The sequence below is a fragment of the Nitrosospira lacus genome (assembly GCF_000355765.4).
Taxonomy (GTDB): domain Bacteria; phylum Pseudomonadota; class Gammaproteobacteria; order Burkholderiales; family Nitrosomonadaceae; genus Nitrosospira; species Nitrosospira lacus.
On the sequence record NZ_CP021106.3, the window covers coordinates 994,718 to 1,017,119 of the forward strand.

19 protein-coding genes, 1 tRNA gene and 1 pseudogene are annotated in these 22,402 nt (G+C 53.2%); 19 read left to right on the forward strand and 2 right to left on the reverse strand.

Annotated elements, in window-relative coordinates; translation table 11 throughout:
* The first annotated feature begins 29 nt into the window (after positions 1-29).
* The 13 genes from EBAPG3_RS04430 (at position 30) to EBAPG3_RS04490 (ending at position 14,676) form a co-directional block, all read left to right on the forward strand.
* Complete coding sequence (locus EBAPG3_RS04430) at positions 30-650, forward strand: RlmE family RNA methyltransferase (RefSeq protein ID WP_004174923.1); 621 nt, start codon at positions 30-32, stop codon at positions 648-650.
* Between the two features lie 160 nt (positions 651-810).
* Positions 811-2,706, forward strand: a complete 1,896-nt coding sequence (gene ftsH, locus EBAPG3_RS04435; RefSeq protein ID WP_004174924.1) for an ATP-dependent zinc metalloprotease FtsH — start codon at positions 811-813, stop codon at positions 2,704-2,706.
* A 152-nt stretch (positions 2,707-2,858) separates the two neighbouring features.
* Positions 2,859-3,632, forward strand: coding sequence for a dihydropteroate synthase (folP, locus tag EBAPG3_RS04440; protein WP_051048903.1), 774 nt, complete (start codon positions 2,859-2,861; stop codon positions 3,630-3,632).
* Between the two features lie 150 nt (positions 3,633-3,782).
* Positions 3,783-5,144 carry a phosphoglucosamine mutase gene (glmM, locus tag EBAPG3_RS04445; RefSeq protein ID WP_040851230.1) on the forward strand — a complete coding sequence of 454 codons (1,362 nt, stop codon included), beginning with the start codon at positions 3,783-3,785 and terminating at the stop codon, positions 5,142-5,144.
* A gap of 218 nt (positions 5,145-5,362) precedes the next feature.
* A complete protein-coding gene (locus tag EBAPG3_RS04450; RefSeq protein ID WP_004174931.1) occupies positions 5,363-6,367 on the forward strand; it encodes a PstS family phosphate ABC transporter substrate-binding protein in 1,005 nt (334 codons plus the stop codon).
* A 560-nt stretch (positions 6,368-6,927) separates the two neighbouring features.
* Positions 6,928-8,844: a threonine--tRNA ligase gene (thrS, locus tag EBAPG3_RS04455; RefSeq protein WP_004174933.1), complete on the forward strand. Its 1,917-nt coding sequence runs from the start codon at positions 6,928-6,930 to the stop codon at positions 8,842-8,844.
* Positions 8,845-8,870: 26 nt separating this feature from the next.
* Positions 8,871-9,482: a translation initiation factor IF-3 gene (gene infC, locus EBAPG3_RS04460; RefSeq protein ID WP_081607225.1), complete on the forward strand. Its 612-nt coding sequence runs from the start codon at positions 8,871-8,873 to the stop codon at positions 9,480-9,482.
* A 151-nt stretch (positions 9,483-9,633) separates the two neighbouring features.
* The gene (gene rpmI / locus EBAPG3_RS04465) at positions 9,634-9,831 is read left to right on the forward strand and encodes a 50S ribosomal protein L35 (protein ID WP_004174940.1); all 198 of its coding nucleotides are present in this window, start codon (positions 9,634-9,636) and stop codon (positions 9,829-9,831) included.
* Between the two features lie 12 nt (positions 9,832-9,843).
* Positions 9,844-10,203 carry a 50S ribosomal protein L20 gene (rplT, locus tag EBAPG3_RS04470; protein WP_004174941.1) on the forward strand — a complete coding sequence of 120 codons (360 nt, stop codon included), beginning with the start codon at positions 9,844-9,846 and terminating at the stop codon, positions 10,201-10,203.
* A 91-nt stretch (positions 10,204-10,294) separates the two neighbouring features.
* Positions 10,295-11,335, forward strand: a complete 1,041-nt coding sequence (gene pheS, locus EBAPG3_RS04475; protein WP_004174943.1) for a phenylalanine--tRNA ligase subunit alpha — start codon at positions 10,295-10,297, stop codon at positions 11,333-11,335.
* 232 nt (positions 11,336-11,567) lie between these two features.
* On the forward strand, positions 11,568-13,952 hold the full coding sequence (pheT, locus tag EBAPG3_RS04480; RefSeq protein ID WP_040851239.1) for a phenylalanine--tRNA ligase subunit beta: 2,385 nt from the start codon (positions 11,568-11,570) through the stop codon (positions 13,950-13,952).
* Between the two features lie 6 nt (positions 13,953-13,958).
* The gene (locus EBAPG3_RS04485; RefSeq protein ID WP_004174947.1) at positions 13,959-14,318 is read left to right on the forward strand and encodes an integration host factor subunit alpha; all 360 of its coding nucleotides are present in this window, start codon (positions 13,959-13,961) and stop codon (positions 14,316-14,318) included.
* Positions 14,296-14,676, forward strand: a complete 381-nt coding sequence (locus EBAPG3_RS04490) for a MerR family transcriptional regulator (protein ID WP_040851241.1) — start codon at positions 14,296-14,298, stop codon at positions 14,674-14,676. Before EBAPG3_RS04485 ends, EBAPG3_RS04490 begins: the two co-directional genes overlap by 23 nt.
* Before the next feature lie 111 nt (positions 14,677-14,787).
* On the opposite strand, the pseudogene EBAPG3_RS15615 reads toward EBAPG3_RS04490, so the two are convergent.
* Positions 14,788-14,930: pseudogene (locus tag EBAPG3_RS15615) on the reverse strand (IS5/IS1182 family transposase); the annotation flags it as partial.
* Positions 14,931-15,025: 95 nt separating this feature from the next.
* Between EBAPG3_RS15615 and EBAPG3_RS04495 the strand changes: the two are divergent.
* Positions 15,026-17,728, forward strand: a complete 2,703-nt coding sequence (locus tag EBAPG3_RS04495) for a cation-translocating P-type ATPase (protein ID WP_004174955.1) — start codon at positions 15,026-15,028, stop codon at positions 17,726-17,728.
* Positions 17,729-17,821: 93 nt separating this feature from the next.
* Here EBAPG3_RS04495 and EBAPG3_RS04500 read toward each other — a convergent pair whose 3' ends face one another.
* Complete coding sequence (locus EBAPG3_RS04500) at positions 17,822-18,397, reverse strand: CNP1-like family protein (RefSeq protein ID WP_004174956.1); 576 nt, start codon at positions 18,395-18,397, stop codon at positions 17,822-17,824.
* Between the two features lie 276 nt (positions 18,398-18,673).
* Here EBAPG3_RS04500 and EBAPG3_RS04505 point away from each other — a divergent pair.
* The 5 genes from EBAPG3_RS04505 to rpoS all read left to right on the forward strand — a co-directional run bounded on the left by EBAPG3_RS04505 (position 18,674) and on the right by rpoS (position 22,368).
* Positions 18,674-18,750: transfer RNA gene (locus tag EBAPG3_RS04505), tRNA-Pro, on the forward strand.
* 84 nt (positions 18,751-18,834) lie between these two features.
* Positions 18,835-19,578, forward strand: coding sequence for a 5'/3'-nucleotidase SurE (gene surE / locus EBAPG3_RS04510; protein WP_004174957.1), 744 nt, complete (start codon positions 18,835-18,837; stop codon positions 19,576-19,578).
* A 65-nt stretch (positions 19,579-19,643) separates the two neighbouring features.
* Positions 19,644-20,306, forward strand: a complete 663-nt coding sequence (locus EBAPG3_RS04515) for a protein-L-isoaspartate(D-aspartate) O-methyltransferase (RefSeq protein WP_040851244.1) — start codon at positions 19,644-19,646, stop codon at positions 20,304-20,306.
* Positions 20,307-20,401: 95 nt separating this feature from the next.
* Positions 20,402-21,415, forward strand: coding sequence for a peptidoglycan DD-metalloendopeptidase family protein (locus tag EBAPG3_RS04520; protein WP_081607229.1), 1,014 nt, complete (start codon positions 20,402-20,404; stop codon positions 21,413-21,415).
* Positions 21,412-22,368: an RNA polymerase sigma factor RpoS gene (rpoS, locus tag EBAPG3_RS04525; RefSeq protein ID WP_004174963.1), complete on the forward strand. Its 957-nt coding sequence runs from the start codon at positions 21,412-21,414 to the stop codon at positions 22,366-22,368. Before EBAPG3_RS04520 ends, rpoS begins: the two co-directional genes overlap by 4 nt.
* Positions 22,369-22,402 lie beyond the last annotated feature (34 nt).

Below are 22,402 nucleotides of genomic sequence, written 5' to 3' on the forward strand. Positions count from 1 at the left end.
AGATTTCTCGGAAATTGTCATTTTACGCGATGAAGCGCGCCAAAACCAGTAAAGCCTGGATGAAAGAGCATGTGAATGATTTTTTTGTCCAGCAGGCAAAAAAAGAGGGTTATCGTTCACGTGCTGCGTACAAGTTGATTGAAATCGCCAGGCGCGATCGCTTGCTCGGGCCAGGCATGACGGTGGTGGACTTGGGTGCGGCCCCGGGTGGCTGGTCACAGGTGGCGGCGGAGAAGCTGGGCGGGAAGGGAAAAGTAATCGCGCTGGATCTCCTTGATATGGCGCCGCTGCCGGGAGTTACGTTCATCAGGGGAGACTTCGGCGAAGCGTGCATTTTGGCGGAACTGAAAAAAGAACTGGGGAAGTATCCTCCTGATCTTGTAATTTCAGATATGTCACCTAATATAAGTGGCATAGGAGTCAGTGATCAGGCGCGCAGCATGTATCTAGCCGAGCTTGCTCTGGAGTTCTCCTTGGAACAATTGAACTCTGGCGGTAATTTTCTCGTCAAAGTGTTTCAGGGTTCGGGTTTTGAGGACTTCTTAAGGGCCATGCGGACTGGATTCGACCGGGTGGTAACGAGAAAGCCGGAAGCGTCCCGTGGGCGCAGCAGCGAGATTTATTTGCTAGGCCTGGGTAAGCGGGGTTAACCACTTTCATGATGGAGCCAGATACGCTGGCGGATATTTTATATTTTACTTTACAGGGCGGCTGTGGCGGCATTATCCATGCTATTCGCTATTATAAAACCTGAAATGGGTTTAGAATGAAACACTCAAGGATTTTGACGGCGCAAGCCAAGGAGCTATTTTGAACAATCTCATTAAAAACATGGCCATCTGGCTAGTGATTGCTTTGGTGCTGATGACAGTGTTCAACCAGTTCAGCACCCGGCAAACAGCACAAGCGCCGATGGAATATTCCCAATTCATCGAAGAGGTGAAGCAGGGTAGAATCGCCAAAGTAACCATCGAAGGCCGTACGCTGAAAGGTACCAAATCCGATGGCAGGCGATTTACCACCTATACGCCTTCCGATCCCTGGATGGTGAGCGACCTGCTCAAGGCAGGTGTTATTATCGACGCCAAGCCGGAAGAAGAGCCGTCGCTACTGATGAATATTTTCGTTTCGTGGTTTCCGATGCTGTTACTCATCGGCGTATGGATCTTCTTTATGCGCCAGATGCAGGGTGGAGGTCGGGGCGGTGGTGCGTTCTCGTTTGGAAAGAGCAAGGCACGCATGCTCGATGAATCCACCAATCAAGTGACGTTTGCCGATGTGGCGGGTTGCGAGGAAGCCAAAGAGGAAGTTTCGGAGCTGGTGGAGTTCCTGCGCGATCCCAGTAAATTCCAGAAGCTGGGGGGGCGCATTCCCCGCGGCGTTTTAATGGTTGGAAGCCCCGGTACCGGTAAAACGCTTCTGGCGCGCGCCATCGCGGGCGAGGCCAAGGTTCCGTTTTTCAGTATCTCCGGTTCCGATTTCGTGGAAATGTTTGTCGGTGTAGGTGCGGCAAGGGTGCGAGACATGTTCGAGCAAGCCAAGAAGCATGCCCCTTGCATCATCTTCATTGATGAGATTGATGCGGTTGGCCGTCAGCGGGGCGCCGGTCTGGGCGGTGGTAACGATGAGCGCGAACAGACATTGAATCAGTTATTGGTGGAAATGGACGGTTTTGAAGGAACTGCCGGGGTGATTGTTATTGCGGCCACCAACCGTCCCGACGTGCTCGATCCGGCGCTATTGCGCCCTGGTCGCTTCGACCGGCAGGTAACGGTGCCGCTACCGGATATACGGGGGCGTGAGCAGATATTGCACGTACATATGCGCAAGGTGCCGATCGCACCCGATGTGCATGCCGAAATCATCGCGCGTGGTACGCCCGGGATGTCGGGTGCCGATCTTGCTAATCTCGTAAATGAGGCAGCGCTATTCGCGGCACGGAGTAATAAACGGCTCGTGGATATGGACGACTTCGAGCGTGCCAAGGATAAGATTTTTATGGGTGCGGAACGCCGTTCTGTGGTGATGCCGGAACGCGAACGCCGGAACACAGCCTATCATGAGTCCGGCCACGCCGTGGTGGCGCAATTGCTGCCTAAAACCGATCCGGTGCATAAAGTTTCCATCATTCCACGCGGGCGCGCGCTGGGCGTGACCATGCAATTACCGACGGAAGACCGCTTCAGCATGGATCGCGAGGAGATCCTGCAGAACATCGCCGTGCTGTTCGGGGGACGTATCGCCGAGGAAGTGTTTATGGGGCAGATGACGACAGGTGCATCTAACGACTTCGAACGTGCCACCGAGATGGCCCGGCGCATGGTCACACAGTGGGGCATGTCCGATTCCCTTGGTCCAATGGTATATGGAGAGAATGAGGGAGAAGTCTTTCTCGGCCGCTCCGTTACGACGCATAAGAACGTAAGCGAAGCCACCATGCAGAAAGTAGATATAGAAATTCGTCGCATCATTGACGGCCAGTATGGCTTGGCACGTAAGCTGATTGAGGAAAACCGCGACAAGATCGAAGTCATGGCCAAAGCCCTGCTGGAGTGGGAAACCATAGATTCCGACCAGATTGGTGACATTATGGAAGGTCGTGCGCCGCGGCCGCCCAAGCCTACCAAATCTGTGCCTCCACCGCCGAAAGACAATACGCCTCCGGCGGCACCGGCAACAGCAGCGACTCCGGCTCAGGAAGTTTGAGCTAGAGAGGACGCGAAACAAATAAGGCGGGCTTGTCCCGCTTTATTTTTGTGCATGCTCCAGTCCTGCCTTTTCCCTCGTCAACAAACCTTTTTTGTTTTTCCTTTTCCTTGAGGCAATTTCAAAATCTCGTTTCACGCCACCCTCTGGTCATGGGGATCATCAACGTAACACCGGATTCTTTTTCTGACGGCGGTTTGTATGCTTCGACCGAGAGTGCTCTGCGCCACGCGGCGCGTCTCATTGAAGAAGGCGCGGATTTGCTCGATATCGGGGGTGAATCCACTCGTCCCGGCGGCATTCCGATAGGTGTGCAAGAGGAATTGCATCGTATTATTTCTGTAGTGCGGGCCTTAACGAGTATGAACATACCCGTTTCGGTGGATACATCCAAGCCGGAAGTTATGCGGGCGGCAATAGAGGCCGGTGCGGTAATGATTAATGACGTAAATGCTCTGCGGGCGCCCGGCGCGCTTAAGGCGATTGTGGAGGGCGGCGTCGCAGCGTGTCTGATGCACATGCGGGGTGATCCGCTCAGCATGCAGGTTAATCCTCGCTATGATGATGTGGTAGCGGAAGTAAAGGATTTCTTGCTGCAGCGCCTGAATGCCGCGCAGGCCGCGGGTATACCACGCGAGAAGTTGGTAATAGACCCTGGGTTTGGTTTCGGCAAGACTCTGGACCATAACATCGAATTACTGCGCCATCTTGATCGATTCATGGATATGGGTGTGCCGGTGCTGGTGGGGTTATCGCGTAAATCCATGCTGGGAAAGATCACCGGCACTGAAGTGGGTGACCGGATTCATGCCAGTGTTGCTGCGGCTTTACTGGCGAGAGCCAAGGGCGCTAGAATTCTGCGTGTACATGATGTAAAAGCAACCAGGGATGCGCTGGCAGTTTATGAAACGGTAAACATGTTTTAGCACTTCAGAGATACGACCACTAAAAAACAGCCAGCGGTTCGTTTCATGTCCATGTATCCGACGGCATATGAAAGATCATGTGTTCGCAAACAGCGACGTGAACGTCATGCGCGCGCTCCCATTCAATTTTGACCATTTAAGGAATTTTCTATGACGAGAAAATATTTTGGCACTGACGGGGTGCGTGGGCGTGTAGGAGAGATACCTATCACACCGGAGTTCGTTATGCATCTCGGCTATTCCGCAGGCAAGGTTTTGGCTTCCTCCGACTGGCATTTGTCCAAGGGTGAGCGTCCGGCAGTTCTGATTGGAAAGGACACACGCATATCAGGGTACATGCTGGAATCGGCACTGCAGGCGGGACTGTCCGCAGCCGGGGTGGATGTGCTGTTATCCGGACCCACTCCGACACCCGCAGTGGCTTATCTCACCCGCGCGTTGAGGTTGCAGGCGGGTATTGTCATTTCCGCTTCACATAATCCGTTTGAGGACAATGGTATCAAGTTCTTTTCCGCCGCGGGCAGCAAATTGCCCGATGCCATCGAACGCGAGATAGAGGCCGGATTGAATGCTCCCATCAGATCGATGCCTTCGGCCCAACTCGGCAAAGCCCGGCGTGTCGATGACGCAAGGGGGCGTTATATCGAGTTCTGCAAAAGCACCTTTCCAAATCATCTCGATCTGCGCGGCCTGCGCATCGTGATCGATTGTGCCCACGGGGCGGCTTATCAAATCGCCGGGCACGTGTTGCATGAACTGGGTGCGGATGTTGTTGCCATTGGAGTGCAACCCGATGGCCTCAATATCAATCATGAATGCGGCGCCACCCATAGTGCCACGCTGCGGGAGGCTGTCAAACGGCATCGGGCTGATATCGGTATTGCGCTTGATGGCGATGGCGATAGGGTAGTCATGGTTGATAGTAAAGGTACGCTCTACGACGGTGACCGGCTTATTTACATTATTGCCGGACACCGCCTGCGGAAGGGATTGCTCAAGGGGGGTGTGGCGGGAACTTTGATGACCAATCTGGCGGTCGAGAATGGCTTGAGGAAATTAAATATCCCCTTTGCCCGTGCTAACGTTGGTGACCGTTATGTATTGGAGCTCATGCAAAAAGAAGGTTGGCAGCTGGGCGGAGAAGGTTCGGGTCATATCATTTGCACCGACAAGCACACCACGGGTGACGGTATTATTTCCGCATTGCAAGTATTATATGCCCTACGTGATTCCGGCAAGACTTTGGCGGGGCTTACGCGAGGTGTAACGCTTTATCCGCAACAGTTGATCAACGTCAAGGTTCCCAAAGGATTCGATTCACGCGCTAATATGTCCATAAAAATGGCACAGGCGCAAGCTGAACGCGATTTGGACGGCAACGGTCGTGTACTGCTCCGCGCATCAGGCACCGAGCCACTGATACGAGTCATGGTGGAAGGTGAGTCCAAACAGAAGGTTGAACACTGGGCGGAAAAAATTGCAGATGTTGTGCGGAGTGCCGCGGCGGGTTAGGAAATTACGCTGGGATTGATGGTTTCAATAACATGCGCTCCTCAGGCGTGGCCCGCAATTTTGCGACTCATATTGCTTTCATGGCTCAACTGTTCGGCAACGCACATCGATGAGTCGCACACGCAGGGTAGTGGCAATGTCGCAAAACCGTAATATTGATGACTTAATATGGTCATATTGTGCACGCGTGGTATCTGATCAATAAAATGGAGAATGAAATGTTAAAATTGCCTGCTGGAAAGATACTTGGGATATCGGCCGTACTGGGCATCTTAGCCGGCGCCACCGGCGTGGCGGGAGCCAGCGGGGTTGTGAAAATAGACGGCTCCAGCACCGTTTATCCCATTACCGAAGCGGTGGCGGAAGATTTTCAAATAGCCAAGAAGGGTAAAATCAGAGTAACGGTCGGCATTTCGGGTACCGGCGGCGGTTTCAAGAAATTTTGCCGTGGGGAAATCGATATTGCCAATGCATCGCGTCCCATCCTGAAAAAAGAAATGGACGACTGCAAAGCAGCCGGTGTGCAATATGTCGAAATGCCAGTAGCGTTTGATGCGTTGACAGTGGTGGTAAACCCGAAAAACGATTGGAGCAAAACCATCACTGTCGCAGAGTTAAAGAAAATCTGGGAGCCGGCCGCACAGGGCAAAATCATGAAATGGAATCAGGTAAATCCGGCATGGCCCGACGAGCCGGTGAAACTCTACGGTGCGGGTGCGGATTCCGGTACTTTCGACTATTTTACGGAAGCTATTGTCGGCAAGGCTAAATCAAGCCGTGGCGATTTTACCGCATCCGAGGACGATAACGTGTTGGTGCAGGGAGTGGCAAGCGACAAGAACGCACTCGGTTTTTTTGGTTACGCTTACTATGTCGAAAATCAGAAGAAGGTCAAAGCGATCGCTGTTGATGGAGGCAAAGGCGGCATCCTCCCATCCGCCAAGACAGTGGAAGATGGGAGCTATCAGCCCTTGTCCCGCCCAATTTTTATTTACGTCAACGTCAAGGCGGCGGAGAAGCCCGAAGTCAAGGAGCTTGTCGAGTTTTATATGAACAATGCGGTGACACTGGTTAAAGAAGTTAAATTCTTTCCGCTACCCGCTCAAGCCTATACTACCAATCTGGAGCATCTCAACAAAAAGAAGATTGGGACTGTATTCGGAGGCCAATCGGAAGTCGGTCTCAAGATAGAGGAGCTGCTCAAGCGTGAGGCCAGCTTTTAATTTCACATAAAACGATGGGTTTCCAGCTGGCCAAACTCTAAATAAATCTGCGGATTTGCCAGCAGTATCGCATCACGGAAACCTATTCAGAGGTTCCGTATATAGGCAAGGCAGGCGATCCCAGCAGACGAGAAATTACTGCCCTGGGTGATATTGTTTGGGTCTCCCCAAACTTTTCTCCTTAGTCTTCTCCGGTTTATCAGAATAGGGCAATTCCCTTGTGGAAATGTTTCGTTTCGCATTCTTAATATAACCTGGCAGGCTTCTCGATACGCCCTTCTGTAGCAGTAAGACCGCATGCCGCTCACGGAGCGTGCGGAATCGTTGTTTTTTCTGCAGTCAGCTCAGGGACCTCTCCGGGGCTTTTGTGCGACCGGCGCTGCATTGGTCACGATATTTATAGGTCTCGATCAGCCACCGATTGGTGCATTGAGTTGTCGCTCAATGAGAGCTATGGGAGAATGCGGCTTGCACAGCACGAGTCGTGCGGAGAAATGCTGGCTTCCGCGAATCTTGAGAATATTCGATAGCTTAGGCTACCCTTACGAAAGGAAGAAGTTGTGACTGTCATTCGTCTGCCGGATGGTTCGGAACGCAGGTATGAGCAACCGGTGACGGTGGGCGAAGTTGCGGCGTCGATCGGTGCGGGACTGGCTCGCGCCGCGCTGGCGGGAAAAGTGAATGGTAAATTGATGGACACATCCAGCCGCATCGAGACCGACAGCGATCTGGCCATTGTTACCGAGAAAGATCCGGAAGGGTTGGAAATCATTCGCCACTCCAGCGCGCATCTGCTGGCACATGCGGTGAAAGAATTATTTCCGGAAGCCCAGGTCACTATCGGTCCGGTGATCGAAGATGGCTTTTATTACGATTTTTCCTACAAGCGTCCGTTTACGCCGGAAGATCTGGAGGCGATAGAAAAGCGCATGGCGGAAATCAGCGCGCGTAATCTGAAAGTGGAGCGCAAAGTGTGGGAGCGCTCCGAGGCCATTAATTTTTTCAAGAATCAGGGCGAGCACTACAAGGCTCAGATAATCGAGGCCATTCCTGGCGATGAAGATGTTTCACTCTATTCCCAGGGGAATTTTACCGATTTGTGTCGCGGACCGCATGTACCAACGACTTCAAGGCTCAAGGTATTCAAGTTGATGAAGTTGGCGGGCGCTTACTGGCGCGGGGACTCGCACAATGAAATGCTGCAACGGATTTATGGCACGGCCTGGACGAAAAAAGAGGATCAGGACGCCTATCTCCACCGTCTTGAGGAAGCGGAAAAACGCGATCATCGCAGGCTCGGCAAACAACTGGATTTATTTCATATTCAGGAAGAAGCGCCGGGCATGGTATTCTGGCATCCAAAAGGCTGGGTCATCTGGCAACAGGTGGAACAGTACATGCGGCAAGTGTTTCGCGATAATGACTACCTGGAAATCCGTACGCCATCAGTGCTGGACAAAGGTTTGTGGGAGCGTTCCGGTCACTGGGAAAACTTTCGCGAGAACATGTTCATTACGCATTCGGAAGATCGTGACTTTGCCGTCAAGCCAATGAATTGTCCCGGTCACGTTCAAGTATTCAAGCAGGGATTAAAGAGTTACCGCGACTTGCCTTTGAGGCTGGCGGAATTTGGCTCGTGTCACCGGAATGAGCCATCGGGTGCGCTGCATGGTATCATGCGGGTACGCGCATTTACTCAGGATGATGCGCATATTTTCTGCGCTGAATCCCAGGTGCAGGATGAGGCGGTGCGATTTATTGATTTGTTACACAAAGTCTATACCGATTTCGGATTTAACGAGATCCTGGTGAAACTTTCAACCCGCCCGAAAAAGCGTGTTGGCTCGGAAGAACAGTGGGATAAGGCGGAAGCCGCATTGCAGTCGGCAATGAACCATAAAAAGCTCGATTGGGATTTGCAGCCCGGCGAAGGCGCTTTCTATGGACCCAAGATAGAATTTTCTCTTAAGGATAGTATCGGACGTGTGTGGCAATGTGGCACGCTGCAACTGGATTTTTCCATGCCGGAGCGGTTAGGCGCTGAATACGTTGCCGAGGACAATTCCCGCCGCGTGCCGGTGATGCTCCATCGGGCGATTCTTGGTTCGCTGGAGCGCTTTATCGGCATTATCATCGAAAACCACGCAGGGGCGCTCCCGTTGTGGCTTTCGCCGGATCAGGCGGTGGTGCTGAATATATCCGAGGGACAAGCGGATTATGCCCGAAAAGTGGCCGATGAACTCAAGTACAATGGCATCCGAGTGCATGCGGACTTGAGAAATGAGAAAATAACTTATAAAATACGGGAGCATAGTTTACAAAAACTGCCCTATCAGATCATAGTGGGCGACAAGGAAGTGGCGGCGAAAATGGTTTCCGTGCGAACCCGCGAGGGTTCGAATCTCGGCCAGATGTCTTTGCAGACGTTGATTGAGCGGCTGAAAGCGGAAGCATCCATCAGAGCCGGCGCGGCTTGATTTATTAACAGACTTGGGGAACTACTATAGTTCAGGAAAAAGCAGCGCGTATCAATCTGGAGATTAATGCGCCGGAAGTGCGCTTGATTGGTGTGGAAGGAGAGCAGATAGGCGTAGTCTCTCTGTCGGTCGCCAATAGTATGGCGGAGGAAGCCGAGGTGGATTTGGTCGAAATCGCGCCTACCGCCCAGCCGCCGGTGTGCCGATTGATGGATTACGGCAAGTTTCGTTATCAGGAAAGCAAGAAAAAACACGAAGCCAAGCTCAAACAAAAACAAGTCCAGATCAAGGAAGTCAAGTTCCGGCCCAACACCGATGACGGCGATTACCATATCAAGCTGAGAAATCTGATCAGTTTCCTGGAAGAAGGTGACAAAGCCAAAATTACGCTGCGCTTTCGCGGCCGTGAAATGGCGCACCAGGAATTCGGCGTGCGCTTGCTGGAACGGATAAGGGATGATCTAGAGCCCCATGCAGTGGTGGAGCAGTTCCCCAGAATGGAGGGACGACAGATGGTAATGGTGTTATCTCCCCGGAAGAAGGAAATAAAAGTAGCCAAGCCGAGGGAAGAGAAGCCGAAAGCGGTGACGGAGACTGATGGGGCCAAGCCCGCAATAGATTCGGGTCCGGCACCCTAAGAAATCGCCAGGAAGGGTTGGCGGCAGGTGCGTCGATAGCAGCGAGCCCGGCACAGATAATCTGTGCCGGGTGGAACAACAAGTGATTTCCGGGTCTTAAAAGCGTTCCAACAGGAAACACCCGGCGTCATATTAAAACAGGAGTCGTGTCATGCCAAAGATGAAAACCAAGAGTGGTGCGGCAAAGCGCTTTAAAGTGCGAGCCGGCGGCAGCGTTAAACGTTCGCAGGCATTCAAGCGCCACATACTTACCAAGAAAACCACGAAGAGCAAGCGCCAATTACGAGGTACCACCGGCGTTCATTGCAGCGATGTGGCGTCCGTGCGCGCCATGATGCCCTACGCTTAAGGAGAGACTGCCATGCCAAGAGTAAAACGTGGTGTAACGGCTCACGCCCGTCATAAGAAAGTGCTGGATCTGGCGAAGGGTTATCGCGGGCGCCGCAAAAACGTCTATCGCATAGCCAAGGAAGCGGTGATGAAAGCGGGACAGTATGCGTACCGTGATCGTCGCCAGAAGAAGCGTGAGTTTCGAGCCTTGTGGATAGCCCGTATCAATGCCGCTGCGCGCGAATGTGGTCTATCCTATAGTGTATTCATGAATGGTTTGAAGAAGGCCGCGATTGAAGTGGATCGCAAGGTGCTAGCGGATATTGCCGTGTTTGATAAGCCGGCTTTCGTGAAGATAGTTGAACAGGCCAAGGCCAGCCTGGCCATATAGCCGGTTGTAGCGAGATCCACGGAGGAGGCTAAAGGCAGATCACGCCTTGCCTCCTTTTTTCTTGTGTAACTGAGCCCCCTATTGCGTTCTCATGAATAATCTGGATTCCCTCCTTAGCGAAGCCATTCGTCTGTTCAATGGCATAGACGACGCCGTCGAACTGGAACAGGCCAAGGCATGCTATCTCGGCCGTAACGGCAGGTTGACCGAATTGCTGAAGGGATTGGGCAGACTGTCACCGGAAGATCGGCCCGCAATGGGTAGCCGCATTAATCAGGCAAAGGAAACGCTGGAAGCAACGCTTAAGCTCCGTCGTGATGCGATACAGGAAAAAAAGATGGAGGCGCAGCTGATCGGCGAGGCATTGGACGTGACGCTGCCCGGACGTGGATTGGGAATGGGCGGCTTGCATCCGGTAACACTTACGCTGGAGCGCATCCAGTTATTGTTTCATTCCATTGGTTTTGCGGTGGCGTCGGGCCCGGAGATCGAAACCGACTTTTATAATTTTACCGCACTCAACATTCCCGAAAATCACCCGGCGAGGGCAATGCACGATACCTTCTATGTCGACGATGGGTGCCACGGAAATAATGGACATGAGCATTTGCTGCGTACACATACCTCGCCGGTACAGATACGATATATGCAAAGCAACCAGCCGCCCTTGAAGGTAATCGCGCCGGGACGAGTATATCGTTGCGACTCGGATCTGACGCATACGCCCATGTTTCATCAGGTGGAGGGTTTGTGGGTGGATGAAAACGTCAATTTTGCGGCGCTAAAGGGTGTACTGGCGGATTTCATGCAGCACTTTTTCGAGCGCGACGATTTGCCGGTGCGCTTCCGTGCTTCTTTCTTCCCGTTTACCGAGCCGTCCGCCGAAATGGATATTGGGTGCGTGATGTGCCGTAGCGGTTGCCGCGTATGCAGCTACACAGGCTGGCTGGAAGTCCTGGGTTGTGGCATGGTGCATCCCAACGTTTTTAAGCATGTCGGTATAGATAGTGAAAAATATATTGGTTTCGCTTTTGGCATGGGAGTGGAACGGCTGGCGATGCTGAGATATGGCGTGAACGACCTGCGCTTGTTTTTCGAGAATGATTTGCGATTCCTTAAGCAGTTCAATTAGAGCGCTTCAGTCAATCGTATTACCCATTTATCCGGTTCCGGTTAATCAACAGTGGGCGCAAGAATTTCCCATGGGTTGCGGAAGAGTGCTTTGACAAATTAGGAAATAACTCCAAGCGTAAGTGATCGCCAGACGGATGGGCATCCGCGGAGCGGAGATTCCACCAGGCCCGGATTTTTGTAGAAATACCCATAGAACATGAACCGTTTCTTTCGCGGTAACCCAGGTGCTCATGAAATTCTCAGAAAATTGGCTTCGTACCTTCGTTAATCCGCCATTATCTACTCGCGAACTCGCCCAAGCACTGACCATGGCGGGTCTGGAAGTGGAAGCCGCCGAGCCTGTCGCCCCGGTCTTCCACAAGGTGGTGGTGGCCGAAGTTCTGTCAGTGGAAAAACATCCGGATGCCGATCATCTCAATGTTTGCCAAGTGAACGCGGGTCCCGCCGCGAGTAACCAGCCGCTACAAATCGTCTGTGGTGCGATGAATGTTCGCGCCGGAATAAAAGTGCCATGTGCCTTGGTCGGTGCGCAACTGCCCGGGGTTGTCATCAAACAGGCGAGGATACGGGGAGTCGAATCCACGGGCATGTTGTGTTCAGCCAGGGAACTCGGTTTGGAAGAAACCGGGCCGGGTTTATTGCTGTTGCCTGGTGATGCGCCAGCGGGTGTGGACTTTCGCGATTATTACGAGCTCGATGATACCCTTATTACACTCAAGCTGACACCCAACCGTGCCGATTGCCTCGGACTATCCGGAATAGCGCGGGAAGTCGCGGCGATTACTTCCGAAATTCTTAACCCGCTTGAAATCGAACCGGTTCAGGATCGGATTGCCGAAAGTCTGGCAGTATACGTGGATGCGCCGGACGCCTGCCCACTTTACTGTGGCCGGGTGGTACGTGAAATATCCCTCGACGTTCCCACGCCCCAATGGATGATTCGCCGCCTGGAGCGTAGCGGGATACGCACGATCAACGCGGTGGTGGACGTGACCAACTATGTCATGCTGGAAACCGGTCAACCGCTTCATGCCTTCGACCTGACCCGGATTGAGGGCGGGCATGCGGGTACGGGTGCAATCCATGTACGCTATGCCGGATCTGGCGAAACGCTCCAATTGCTGAATGGTGAGGGCCTCGTTTTGCAACCCGACATGCTCGTGATCGCCGATGAGGCCAAGCCGCTGGCGCTCGCGGGTATCATGGGGGGGAATGAAAGTGGCGTGCAGCAAGGCACAACCGGCCTGTTTCTGGAGAGTGCATTTTTCAGTCAGGAGGTGATCGCCGGTAAATCATTCCGCCTGGGTTTCAGTTCCGACTCCGCTCACCGTTTTGAGCGCGGTGTGGATTTTGCCGCCACGCGCGATGCGATGGAACGCGCCACGAGCCTGGTGCTCGATATTTGCGGCGGCAGGGCGGGCCCGATTAACGAGGTCAGGGGTAAATTGCCGTCACGCAATCCGATTGATCTGCGGTTGGAACGGTCGCGAAGAGTGCTGGGTATAACGCTTGATGAGACCACGGCCGCCGCAATACTACGGCGCCTGCAATTCAATTTTTCCACTACAGCCGGTGTGTTCCGTGTAGTGCCACCGACTTACCGTTTCGATCTCGCCATAGAAGAAGACCTGATTGAAGAATTGGCGCGCATTTACGGATATAACCATATCCCGGCAGCCTTTCCCCATGCGGATCTGCGCATGCTGCCCGCACCTGAATCCATGCACGCACCGGCACAATTGCGGCAGATTCTGATAGGACGAGACTACCAGGAAGTCATCAACTATGCCTTCGTGGATGCTTCATGGGAATTGGAGCTGTCGGGGGAGGAAGCGCCGGTGGCATTGAGAAATCCGCTATCCAGCCAGATGGATGTGATGCGTAGCAGCCTGCTTGGCGGCCTTATATCGAACTTGCAATTCAATCTTAATCGCAAACAAGCCAGAGTGCGGCTGTTCGAGATCGGATGTTGTTTCCTGAAAAAAGGTGAGACTTACGCACAGCCGGAGAAACTGGCCGGACTCAGCTATGGAGACGCCATGGCCGAGCAGTGGGGAATCTCCGCTCGCGGAGTGGATTTTTATGACGCGAAGGCGGATATCGAAGCATTATTCTGGCCGGCACTGCCTCATTTTGAAGTGGCTTCTCATCCCACTCTGCATCCCGGTAAGTCGGCCCGAATCCGTTTGGGTGAAAGAATCGCCGGCTATGTCGGAGAGCTTCATCCCCGTTGGCGGCAAAAACTTGGTTTGCCTGATTCTGCGGTACTGTTCGAATTGGATCTGGACATCTTGCTGACAAGAAAGCTGCCGATGGCTGCGGAGATATCAAAATTTCCGCTGATACGACGCGATATCGCTGTGGTGGTGGCGGAGGAGGTTGCCGCGCAGGCGCTGTTGGATGGTATGAAAGCGGAAAAATCACCCATGATTCTGGAAATTTCCCTGTTCGATGTGTATCGTGGAAAGGGGATGGAAAATGGCAAAAAAAGTCTTGCATTCCGTGTGTTATTGCAAGATACTCAAAAAACACTAACTGACGCGGAAGTGGACCTGGTTATGACAAAGTTGATAAATATTCTGGAAAATCAGTTTGGCGCCAGACTGCGTAATTGAAAAGGAATGGCTGATTTAGCCGCATCCAAAAACGTAAATAAACAGGTGAGGGAGAGTATGACCTTAACAAAGGCTGAACTGGCGGATTTGCTGTTCGAGAAAGTTGGGTTCAACAAGCGCGAAGCGAAGGATATGGTGGAATCCTTCTACGAGGAGGTTCGCGCCGCGCTGCAAACTGGAGATGCTGTGAAACTTTCAGGTTTCGGTAATTTCCAATTGCGCGACAAACGGCAACGTCCGGGCCGCAATCCCAAGACCGGTGAAGAAATACCCATTACCGCGCGGCGTGTGGTGACCTTCCACGCCAGCCAGAAACTGAAGGCAATGGTTGAAAAAAACCAGCATGGAAAACATAACGCCCAGTAGCGCTTTAATGCCCATTCCGGCGAAGCGTTATTTCACGATTGGCGAGGTTAGCGAGTTGTGTGGCGTCAAACCGCATGTGTTGCGCTATTGGGAACAGGAATTTGCGCAGTTGAAGCCTGTCAAACGACGGGGCAACCGCCGATATTATCAGCACCATGAAGTGCTGCTGGTTCGCCGTATTCGGGAATTACTTTACGAGCATGGTTTTACCATCCACGGCGCTCGCAGCCGTCTGGGACAAAATATGTTCGAGCCGGCATTGGCTAATGCTGCCGCAGCCGTAACCTTTTCCCCGACAGTCGATTTGACATTGCTGCGAGGCGAGATCAAAAGTGTTGTGTCGCTGCTTCGGTCTTAGCGAATCTCGGAATAAATCCTCAGTGAGTCCGCGCCAAATCGCTTTTAGCTTCGATTCTTCAAGTCCCGTAGGCCGATAGCGACCTATTCCGTTGAAAATCCGACGAAATTTTCGTCGTAGATTCTGGGCGGTCGCCGCCAATAGAAACTCATCTGCGCACGCACCGCCGAGGCCACGTAATCGCAATCGATCCAGTTCCAGGATGCGCTTGAGGTGGGCAAACAGCATCTCCCTTTCTTTCTGTCCTTGCGTGATTGTTGGTATGAGCAGTTCTTGCTGCTAGATTGAGAGTGATGTATTCATTACTCAATGTATTACTTAAACGGGGAGACCTCTTAGCGAGATTTCCATGAGAATCCATCAGTTGTCTCCGCTTGATGCCGTCGCGAGCCTGAAAAGCACTGCGGCAGGTCTATGCTGCGCTGAAGTTGAACGCCGGCTGCACGAATATGGCCGCAACGAGGTGGAGAAAGTGGTTCGCGCGCCTGTGTGGCTCCGCTTCATCAAGGAGTTCACAACTTTTTTTTCGCTGATCTTGTGGGTTGCCGCGGGACTGGCTTTTTTTGCTGACTGGAGTGATCCCGGCCAGGATATGGCGAAAGTTGGCTACGCCATCGTGACCGTGATCCTGGTGAGCGGGCTGTTTTCCTTCTGGCAGGAGTATCGCGTCGAACAAACGCTTGCGGCGTTGCGCAAACTGCTGCCGCAACAGGCCCAGGTATTGCGCGAAGGCAAGGTTACGCGAGTGCCTGCGGAGCAACTGGTCCCCGGAGATATCGTCCACCTGGAGCAGGGTGATAAGATCCCCGCGGACTGTCGGCTGATCGAGGCATTTGGCGCACGAGTCAATAATGCGGCCGTCACGGGTGAATCGCTGCCCAAAATGCGTGAGGCAGGCCCATCCGAAGCGGACAACTTGATCGATAGCAAGAACATCGTGCTTGCCGGCACCTTGATGGTATCCGGGCAGGCCAAGGTCGTTGTTTTCGCTACCGGGGTGCACACCGAATTCGGCAAGATCGCGCATCTAACCCAAACGGCCGGAGAGGAGGTCTCGCCGCTGCGCAAGGAGATCGCACACTTAAGCCGCTTGACCGCAATTCTCGCGGTACTGATCGGTCTCCTGTTCTTCTCACTCGGCTGGATGATTGGCATTCCATTCTGGAAAGCCTTTATTTTCGCGATTGGCATTATCGTCGCCATGGTGCCAGAAGGGTTGCTCCCCACGTTGACCTTGGCGCTCGTGCTAGCCACACAGCGCATGGCAAAACGCAACGTCCTTATCCGCTATCTGCCCTCGGTCGAGACACTTGGCTCAACGACGGTAATTTGCACCGATAAGACCGGTACGCTGACCCAAGGCAACATGATGGTCCGGCGACTCTATCTAGGCAAAACTCTCGATTCGCCTGCCGGAGTAAAAGAAAAAAAGGGCCTTGTAGATCTCTATCAGCCCTTCTTCCTGACTGCCTGGATGTGCCACGATCTGAAGGAAACAGGAGGTCACGGAAAATCGGCCTTTCTGGGCGATCCCATGGAAGTCGCGCTGGTGGAAATGGCACGGGACCTCGGTTCCGGTCTTCCCGTCTATCCGCGATTGGACGAGATTGCGTTCGATGCCGACCGCATGCGGTTATCCACCGTGCACCAAGCGCCTGAAGGTGCAGTCCTTTATTGCAAAGGTGCGCCCGAGTCAGTGCTTCCTCTTTGCCAGCACGTTATCATTGACGGCGAGATTCAGCTCCTTGACATCGAGATAAAAGCGAGCATCGTGCAAGCGCAGGATGCGATGGCGTACCAGGGCCTGCGGGTGCTAGCGTTCGCCTGCAGGAAGCTGGCCGTGGGTTATGATCGGGAGAGGCTGGAGGAGGACCTGGTTTTTGTGGGGCTGGCGGGACTGGAAGACCCACCCAGGCCCGAAGTGCCGGAAGCACTCCGCAAATGCCAAGAGGCTGGGATCAAAGTAATCATGGTTACTGGCGATCACCCCGGGACCGCCACGGCGATCGCCCGCGAAATAGGAATGGTTAAGTCCGACAATCCAACCATCATTACTGGAGAACAGCTCAGGCGGTTCTCAAGCATCCAGCTGCAGCTTGCCTTGGACGCACAAGAGGTCATCTTCGCGCGGGTCGTCGCCGACCAGAAGATGCGAATCGTCGAGGCATTGAAGAAAAAGAGGCATATCGTGGCCGTCACCGGCGACGGCGTCAATGATGCGCCAGCGCTGAAGGCTGCGCATATCGGTATCGCCATGGGCATTGCCGGCACGGACGTGGCTAAGGAGGCAGCCGACATGGTGCTACTGGACGACAATTTTGCCAGCATCGTAAATGCAATCGAGGAGGGACGCGCTGTATTCGAAAATATCCGTAAATTCCTCACTTACGTCCTGGTCCACAATGTTGCCGAGTTGATTCCTTACCTTGGTTTCCTGCTCTTCAAAATACCCTTGGCGTTGACGCCGATCCAAGCGCTGTCCATCGACATGGGGTCCGACACGCTTGCCGCCCTCGGCCTTGGTATCGAACGACCCGACCCGCAGATCATGCGGCGTCCTCCTCGCCCGCAGAGCGAAAGGCTTATGAACTGGCCCTTGGCATTCCGCGCCTATCTCTTTTTGGGTCTGATCGAGGCAGCTGCCGCCATGGCGGCCTTTTTCTTTGTTCTTAACGGTGCCGGATGGAAGTATGGCCAGAACCTGGCGGCCCAGGATCCCGTCTACATGCAAGCCACTACCGCTTGCTTGAGCACCATAATTGTGATGCAGATCGTAAACGTGTTCCTATGCAGAAGCGCGACCCGGTCAGTCTTTTCAACCGGATTTCTTGGCAATTCGCTGATTATTTTAGGGGTGATATCGGAAATTGCCATTCTCTTGTTGATCAACTATACGCCTTGGGGAAATTCTTTCCTCGGAACGGCGCCCATTGGAGAAGAGGTCTGGGGTTTCGTCATTCCTTTCGCGGCAGCCATGTTCATCTTGGAGGAGCTGCGCAAGTGGCTTGCACGCAAGAGGCTGCTCAATCCTTCTTCCCGAAGTGATGTCTGAATCGTCCCGGCCTTGGATTTGGATGGCTGCAACTGGCACGGAACTCCCTGTCGCGATGGCCTCTTCAAGGGTGAATCCAGTGTCTACCACTGGTTACTGAATTACGCGCGGATGGCTGCCTCTCCTCAGCGCCTGAATGGCTTCTTCCCTATTTCTTACCATAATATTAGCCGGGCAGAAGAAATATCTGGAAAGCGCGCGTTGCGCATAATGCTGGGATATATCTTCGAGTTCCTCCCATTTCGATATCCTTGTCCGTACCCAGGTCTTATCGTCACGGCCAATGGCGTAGAGCCTTTTTTCGGTGACCTGAAATTTCAATATTAATATTTCCGCTCTCACACTCTCTCTCGCACCATCGGTTGCACATCGCATACCCTCGTAGCTTATGTTCATCGCTCCTTCGGGTGACTTGATTACCAGGGTGTAGCGCACTATGCCATCCTCTCCCACCGCGATGGAGGGAGCATCAATGTAATGAAGATTATCGCTGGCAGGGCCGGCGTCAAATGGCAGCAGATTCTCCGTCTTGGGGTAGGCCGGCAGTTGTGCCTGCAGTTCAGCCCAGGATTTGCCACCATCAAATTCACTATCGAATCCCTTCAACCCCTTCTGGGGTGCACATGCTGCGAGCGGCAGACAGCATAGCCATAACAGAATTTTTTTCATGAAAGAACTCGGCAGTGTCCGGTTAGCTTACAGCGTTATAACATACATCTGCGTTGTGATTCAGCCGTTCCGGAGGCGCGAATGGCAGTCCTGGAGTGGAATCGACCCTTCTCGTCTTCGCTTCCCTGACTATGGGTCTTGCCTCGTGAAGCCTCTATTGCACCCTGCGACCACGTCGGGGACTTATTCACAGATCCTTGTTTATTTCACGCCTTATCCCACTGGGCATCAATAGAGGTTCCTCATCTCTTGGCTTGTTTGCTATAATTTATGCTTCGGGGCGTAGCGCAGCCTGGTAGCGTACTTGCATGGGGTGCAAGTGGTCGGAGGTTCAAATCCTCTCGCCCCGACCAATCAGATCCGCAAGTCGATTGTTTTTTCAAGCATATGCTTGCCCCCTGATAAGTAACACAATCACCTGGGTATATTCGAATCGAATGCGCATATTGCTCAGCAATGACGACGGGTATTTTGCGCCAGGCCTTGCCTGTCTTGCGGAAGCGCTTTCCACTATCGCGGATATCATCGTGGTCGCACCGGAGCGTGACCGGAGTGGCGCCAGTAATTCCCTTACGCTGGATCGCCCGCTTAATCTGCGCAAGTCCCACAATGGCTTCTACTACGTGAATGGCACACCCACGGATTGCGTGCATCTGGCGGTTACGGGCATGCTGGATACATTGCCTGACATGGTCGTATCCGGCATCAATGATGGTGCCAACATGGGTGACGATACGGTTTATTCCGGGACGGTAGCCGCCGCCACCGAAGGCTTTTTGCTGGGTGTCCCCTCCCTCGCCGTTTCCCTCGCCAGTTTATCCGCCGGGAATTTCGCTACCGCCGCACGTATTGCAACAGAAATGGTGCAACGTTTTGAGAGCGATAGGCTCCACGGGCCGGTATTACTCAACGTCAATGTGCCCGATGTTCCCTATGACGAATTGCAAGGCATGGAGGTAACCCGGCTTGGCCGCCGCCACAAGGCCGAAGCGGTAGTCAAATCGAAAAGTCCACGGGGTGAAACAGTTTACTGGGTAGGTGCTGCGGGATCTGCCCAGGATGCTGGAGAAGGTACGGATTTTCTTGCGATCGAGCGTAACCGGGTATCGGTAACACCGTTACAAATCGACCTGACCCGCTATGGGCAGTTGGATGCGGTAAAACAGTGGTTGAAGTTGTAGTAAAAGCATTTTTACGTCGTGTTATATGGTGACAAGCCATCTGTTCAAGTTCAAGGTACTTTAGTTTGAACACTCATCATTCCGGAATCGGTATGACGTCCCAGCGTACTCGCGGCCGCATGATCGAGCGTCTGCGCAAGCAAGGAATCGTTGATGAAGTGGTTCTGGGTGCGATGAGCGCCATTCCCCGTCACATTTTTATTGAAGAGGTTCTGGCCAGTCGCGCCTATGATGATACTGCCTTGCCGATCAATTTTGGGCAGACCATTTCCAGCCCATTTATTGTGGCGCGTATGAGCGAGTTGCTACGCGCAGGTTCCGGTCTCGGTAAAGTGTTGGAAATTGGCTCGGGCTGCGGTTATCAGACAGCTATACTGGCACAACTTGCACGCGAAGTTTATTCGATCGAACGCATCGGGCCGTTGTTGACCCGTGCACGCGTCCGGCTGAGGCAGCTGCGTCTCGGCAATGTTCGTCTGAAACATGCCGATGGTCTGCTCGGACTGCCGGAATTCGCGCCGTTCGACGGCATTATCCTCACAGCGGCGACCGCGCACATTCCCCCGTCATTGCTTGAGCAATTGGCGGTTGGCGGTAGAATGGTTTTCCCAAAAGGAAGTCAGGAGCAGTTTCTGTGCGTTATCGCACATAATTCTCAGGGCTACACTGAGACAATATTAGATGAGGTCAGGTTCGTACCGCTGCTGCCGGGTATCTTGAAAGGTTAAGCACGCATAACAAGCGATAAGGAATGACAAGTAAAGGAATCGAGTAGAATTTCTCGAACCATGGCGAACTACCTCTGGCAATCATCATGAGCTCCATGCTTACATTTCCTCCACGGAGGTCTTTTTTCCCCGGACGCTATTGTCTCTCTCTCACCTTTTTACTGCTGATTGCAGGCTGTGAGTCTACTCCGCACCGTGCACCGGTGATTGACAGCTCCGCAGTGGAGTCTCGGGAAAGTAAAACCGGTGCAGACGCGGAAGCAGCCGATCAGCGCTCCGGGTTCCATACCGTACAAAAAGGGGATACGCTCTACAGCATCGCGCGGAGCCGCGGTATTGATCAAAAGGATCTAGCGGAATGGAATAACATCCAGGATCCTACCACCATCCACATCGGCCAACAACTCACGTTATCTTCGCCATCCCGCCTGTCACAACCTTCCCTGTTTGCGCTTCCTCCGCCGATGCCGCCAGCGGCGGCTGTAGTGGCTGCACCTAATGCCGTACCCATACCATCACTCGAAGAAAAGCCGGGGATTAATACCGATAAGCTTAAAGTCGAACCCAAGGCATTCAAGCTGGCGTATTCGGAACAAGCCGTGGCGCAGTTGAAGGGATCGGCGGTTGTCCCCCCGATAGTTGTTGCGAAGGCGGCTCCCGTGACTGAAAAGAATGTGGGTACCGAAATCAGTCCGGTAGCGCCCGTGGCGCCCGCAGCGGAGGCTATGGATAATGTCGATCGCGTGGAATGGATCTGGCCGGCCAAAGGCAAGATACTCGAGGGGTTCTCGGAAATTACCAAAGGTATCGATATCGCGGGCAATCCGGGACAATCGGTAGCAGCATCGGCTGGAGGCAAGGTGGTATACAGCGGCGCGGGACTGCGAGGTTATGGCAAGCTCATTATCATCAAGCATAACAATACCTATCTGAGTGCTTATGCCCACAATGACAAAATTCTGGTGAAGGAAGGACAAACAGTAACCAAAGGACAGAAAATCGCTGAAATGGGAAATACCGATACCACCGTGGTAAAGCTCCACTTCGAGATTCGCAAGAATGGAAAACCGGTGGATCCGCTAAAATATTTGCCAGAGTTATCCGGATGAGCCAACGCAACTATGACGATGACGAGCCTTTCGATACGAACCCGGTGGAACCGGATGAGGTAACGCCTGACGTCGCCACGGAAAAAATCTCCAATGCCGGAAACGAAACATTCGGCGACGTCCTGCTGACCGACGTCACTCAAATTTATTTCAACGAGATTGGCCATAATGCCCTGTTGAGTGCACGGGAGGAGGCGGTGCTGACACGCCTTGTCAGGCAGAATGATTTCGATGCGCGTCAGAAAATGATTGAGTGCAATCTGCGGCTGGTGGTGAACATCGCCAAACACTATACCAATCATGGTGTTGCGCTGCTGGATCTGATCGAAGAAGGCAACATGGGAATGATGCACGCGCTGGACAAATTTGACCCGGAACGCGGGTTCCGTTTTTCAACTTATGCCACGTGGTGGATACGCCAGAATATTGAGCGCTGTATTATGAACCAGTCTCGCACGATTCGGCTGCCGGTGCATGTCATCAAGGATTTGAACGTTATTCTGCAAGCGTCCCGCCATCTGGAGGCGCATACCGGAAAGGACCCCAAACCGGAAGATGTCGCGTATTTACTGGGACGCCCGGTAAAGGAAGTGCAGCGGATGCTGTCCCTGAACGCGAGCATGATGTCATTGGACGCGCCACTTGATGTCGACCCGTTGCTGTGCATTGGCGATGTCATGGCGGATGACAACACTCCCGGTCCCGATCTCATGCTGGAGCAGTCCGAGATCAAGAATCGTTTGCGCGAGTGGCTTGGCCGGTTGAATGACAAACAGCGATATATCATCGAGCAGCGTTACGGGCTCAATGGGAATGATATTCAAACACTGGAGCAACTGGCGAAGCATCTCGATCTTACCCGCGAGCGCGTACGGCAGATTCAGTTGGAAGCGCTGCAAACATTGCGCGTAATGTTAAGGGGCGATGGTGTATCAAGGGATGGGGTGTTTTAGGGGTACGGGAGCGCTGAACCCGATTGAACGTTTA

What these genes read in the sequence shown, in the direction of transcription:
- EBAPG3_RS04430 (WP_004174923.1), top strand. Translation starts at nt 30, where the DNA reads ATGAAGCGCGCCAAAACCAGTAAAGCCTGGATGAAAGAGCATGTGAAT.
- folP (WP_051048903.1), top strand. Translation starts at nt 2,859, where the DNA reads ATGGGGATCATCAACGTAACACCGGATTCTTTTTCTGACGGCGGTTTG.
- glmM (WP_040851230.1), top strand. Translation starts at nt 3,783, where the DNA reads ATGACGAGAAAATATTTTGGCACTGACGGGGTGCGTGGGCGTGTAGGA.
- EBAPG3_RS04450 (WP_004174931.1), top strand. Translation starts at nt 5,363, where the DNA reads ATGTTAAAATTGCCTGCTGGAAAGATACTTGGGATATCGGCCGTACTG.
- rpmI (WP_004174940.1), top strand. Translation starts at nt 9,634, where the DNA reads ATGCCAAAGATGAAAACCAAGAGTGGTGCGGCAAAGCGCTTTAAAGTG.
- rplT (WP_004174941.1), top strand. Translation starts at nt 9,844, where the DNA reads ATGCCAAGAGTAAAACGTGGTGTAACGGCTCACGCCCGTCATAAGAAA.
- pheS (WP_004174943.1), top strand. Translation starts at nt 10,295, where the DNA reads ATGAATAATCTGGATTCCCTCCTTAGCGAAGCCATTCGTCTGTTCAAT.
- pheT (WP_040851239.1), top strand. Translation starts at nt 11,568, where the DNA reads ATGAAATTCTCAGAAAATTGGCTTCGTACCTTCGTTAATCCGCCATTA.
- EBAPG3_RS04485 (WP_004174947.1), top strand. Translation starts at nt 13,959, where the DNA reads ATGGCTGATTTAGCCGCATCCAAAAACGTAAATAAACAGGTGAGGGAG.
- EBAPG3_RS04490 (WP_040851241.1), top strand. Translation starts at nt 14,296, where the DNA reads ATGGAAAACATAACGCCCAGTAGCGCTTTAATGCCCATTCCGGCGAAG.
- EBAPG3_RS04495 (WP_004174955.1), top strand. Translation starts at nt 15,026, where the DNA reads ATGAGAATCCATCAGTTGTCTCCGCTTGATGCCGTCGCGAGCCTGAAA.
- EBAPG3_RS04500 (WP_004174956.1), bottom strand. Translation starts at nt 18,397, where the DNA reads ATGAAAAAAATTCTGTTATGGCTATGCTGTCTGCCGCTCGCAGCATGT.
- surE (WP_004174957.1), top strand. Translation starts at nt 18,835, where the DNA reads ATGCGCATATTGCTCAGCAATGACGACGGGTATTTTGCGCCAGGCCTT.
- EBAPG3_RS04520 (WP_081607229.1), top strand. Translation starts at nt 20,402, where the DNA reads ATGCTTACATTTCCTCCACGGAGGTCTTTTTTCCCCGGACGCTATTGT.
- rpoS (WP_004174963.1), top strand. Translation starts at nt 21,412, where the DNA reads ATGAGCCAACGCAACTATGACGATGACGAGCCTTTCGATACGAACCCG.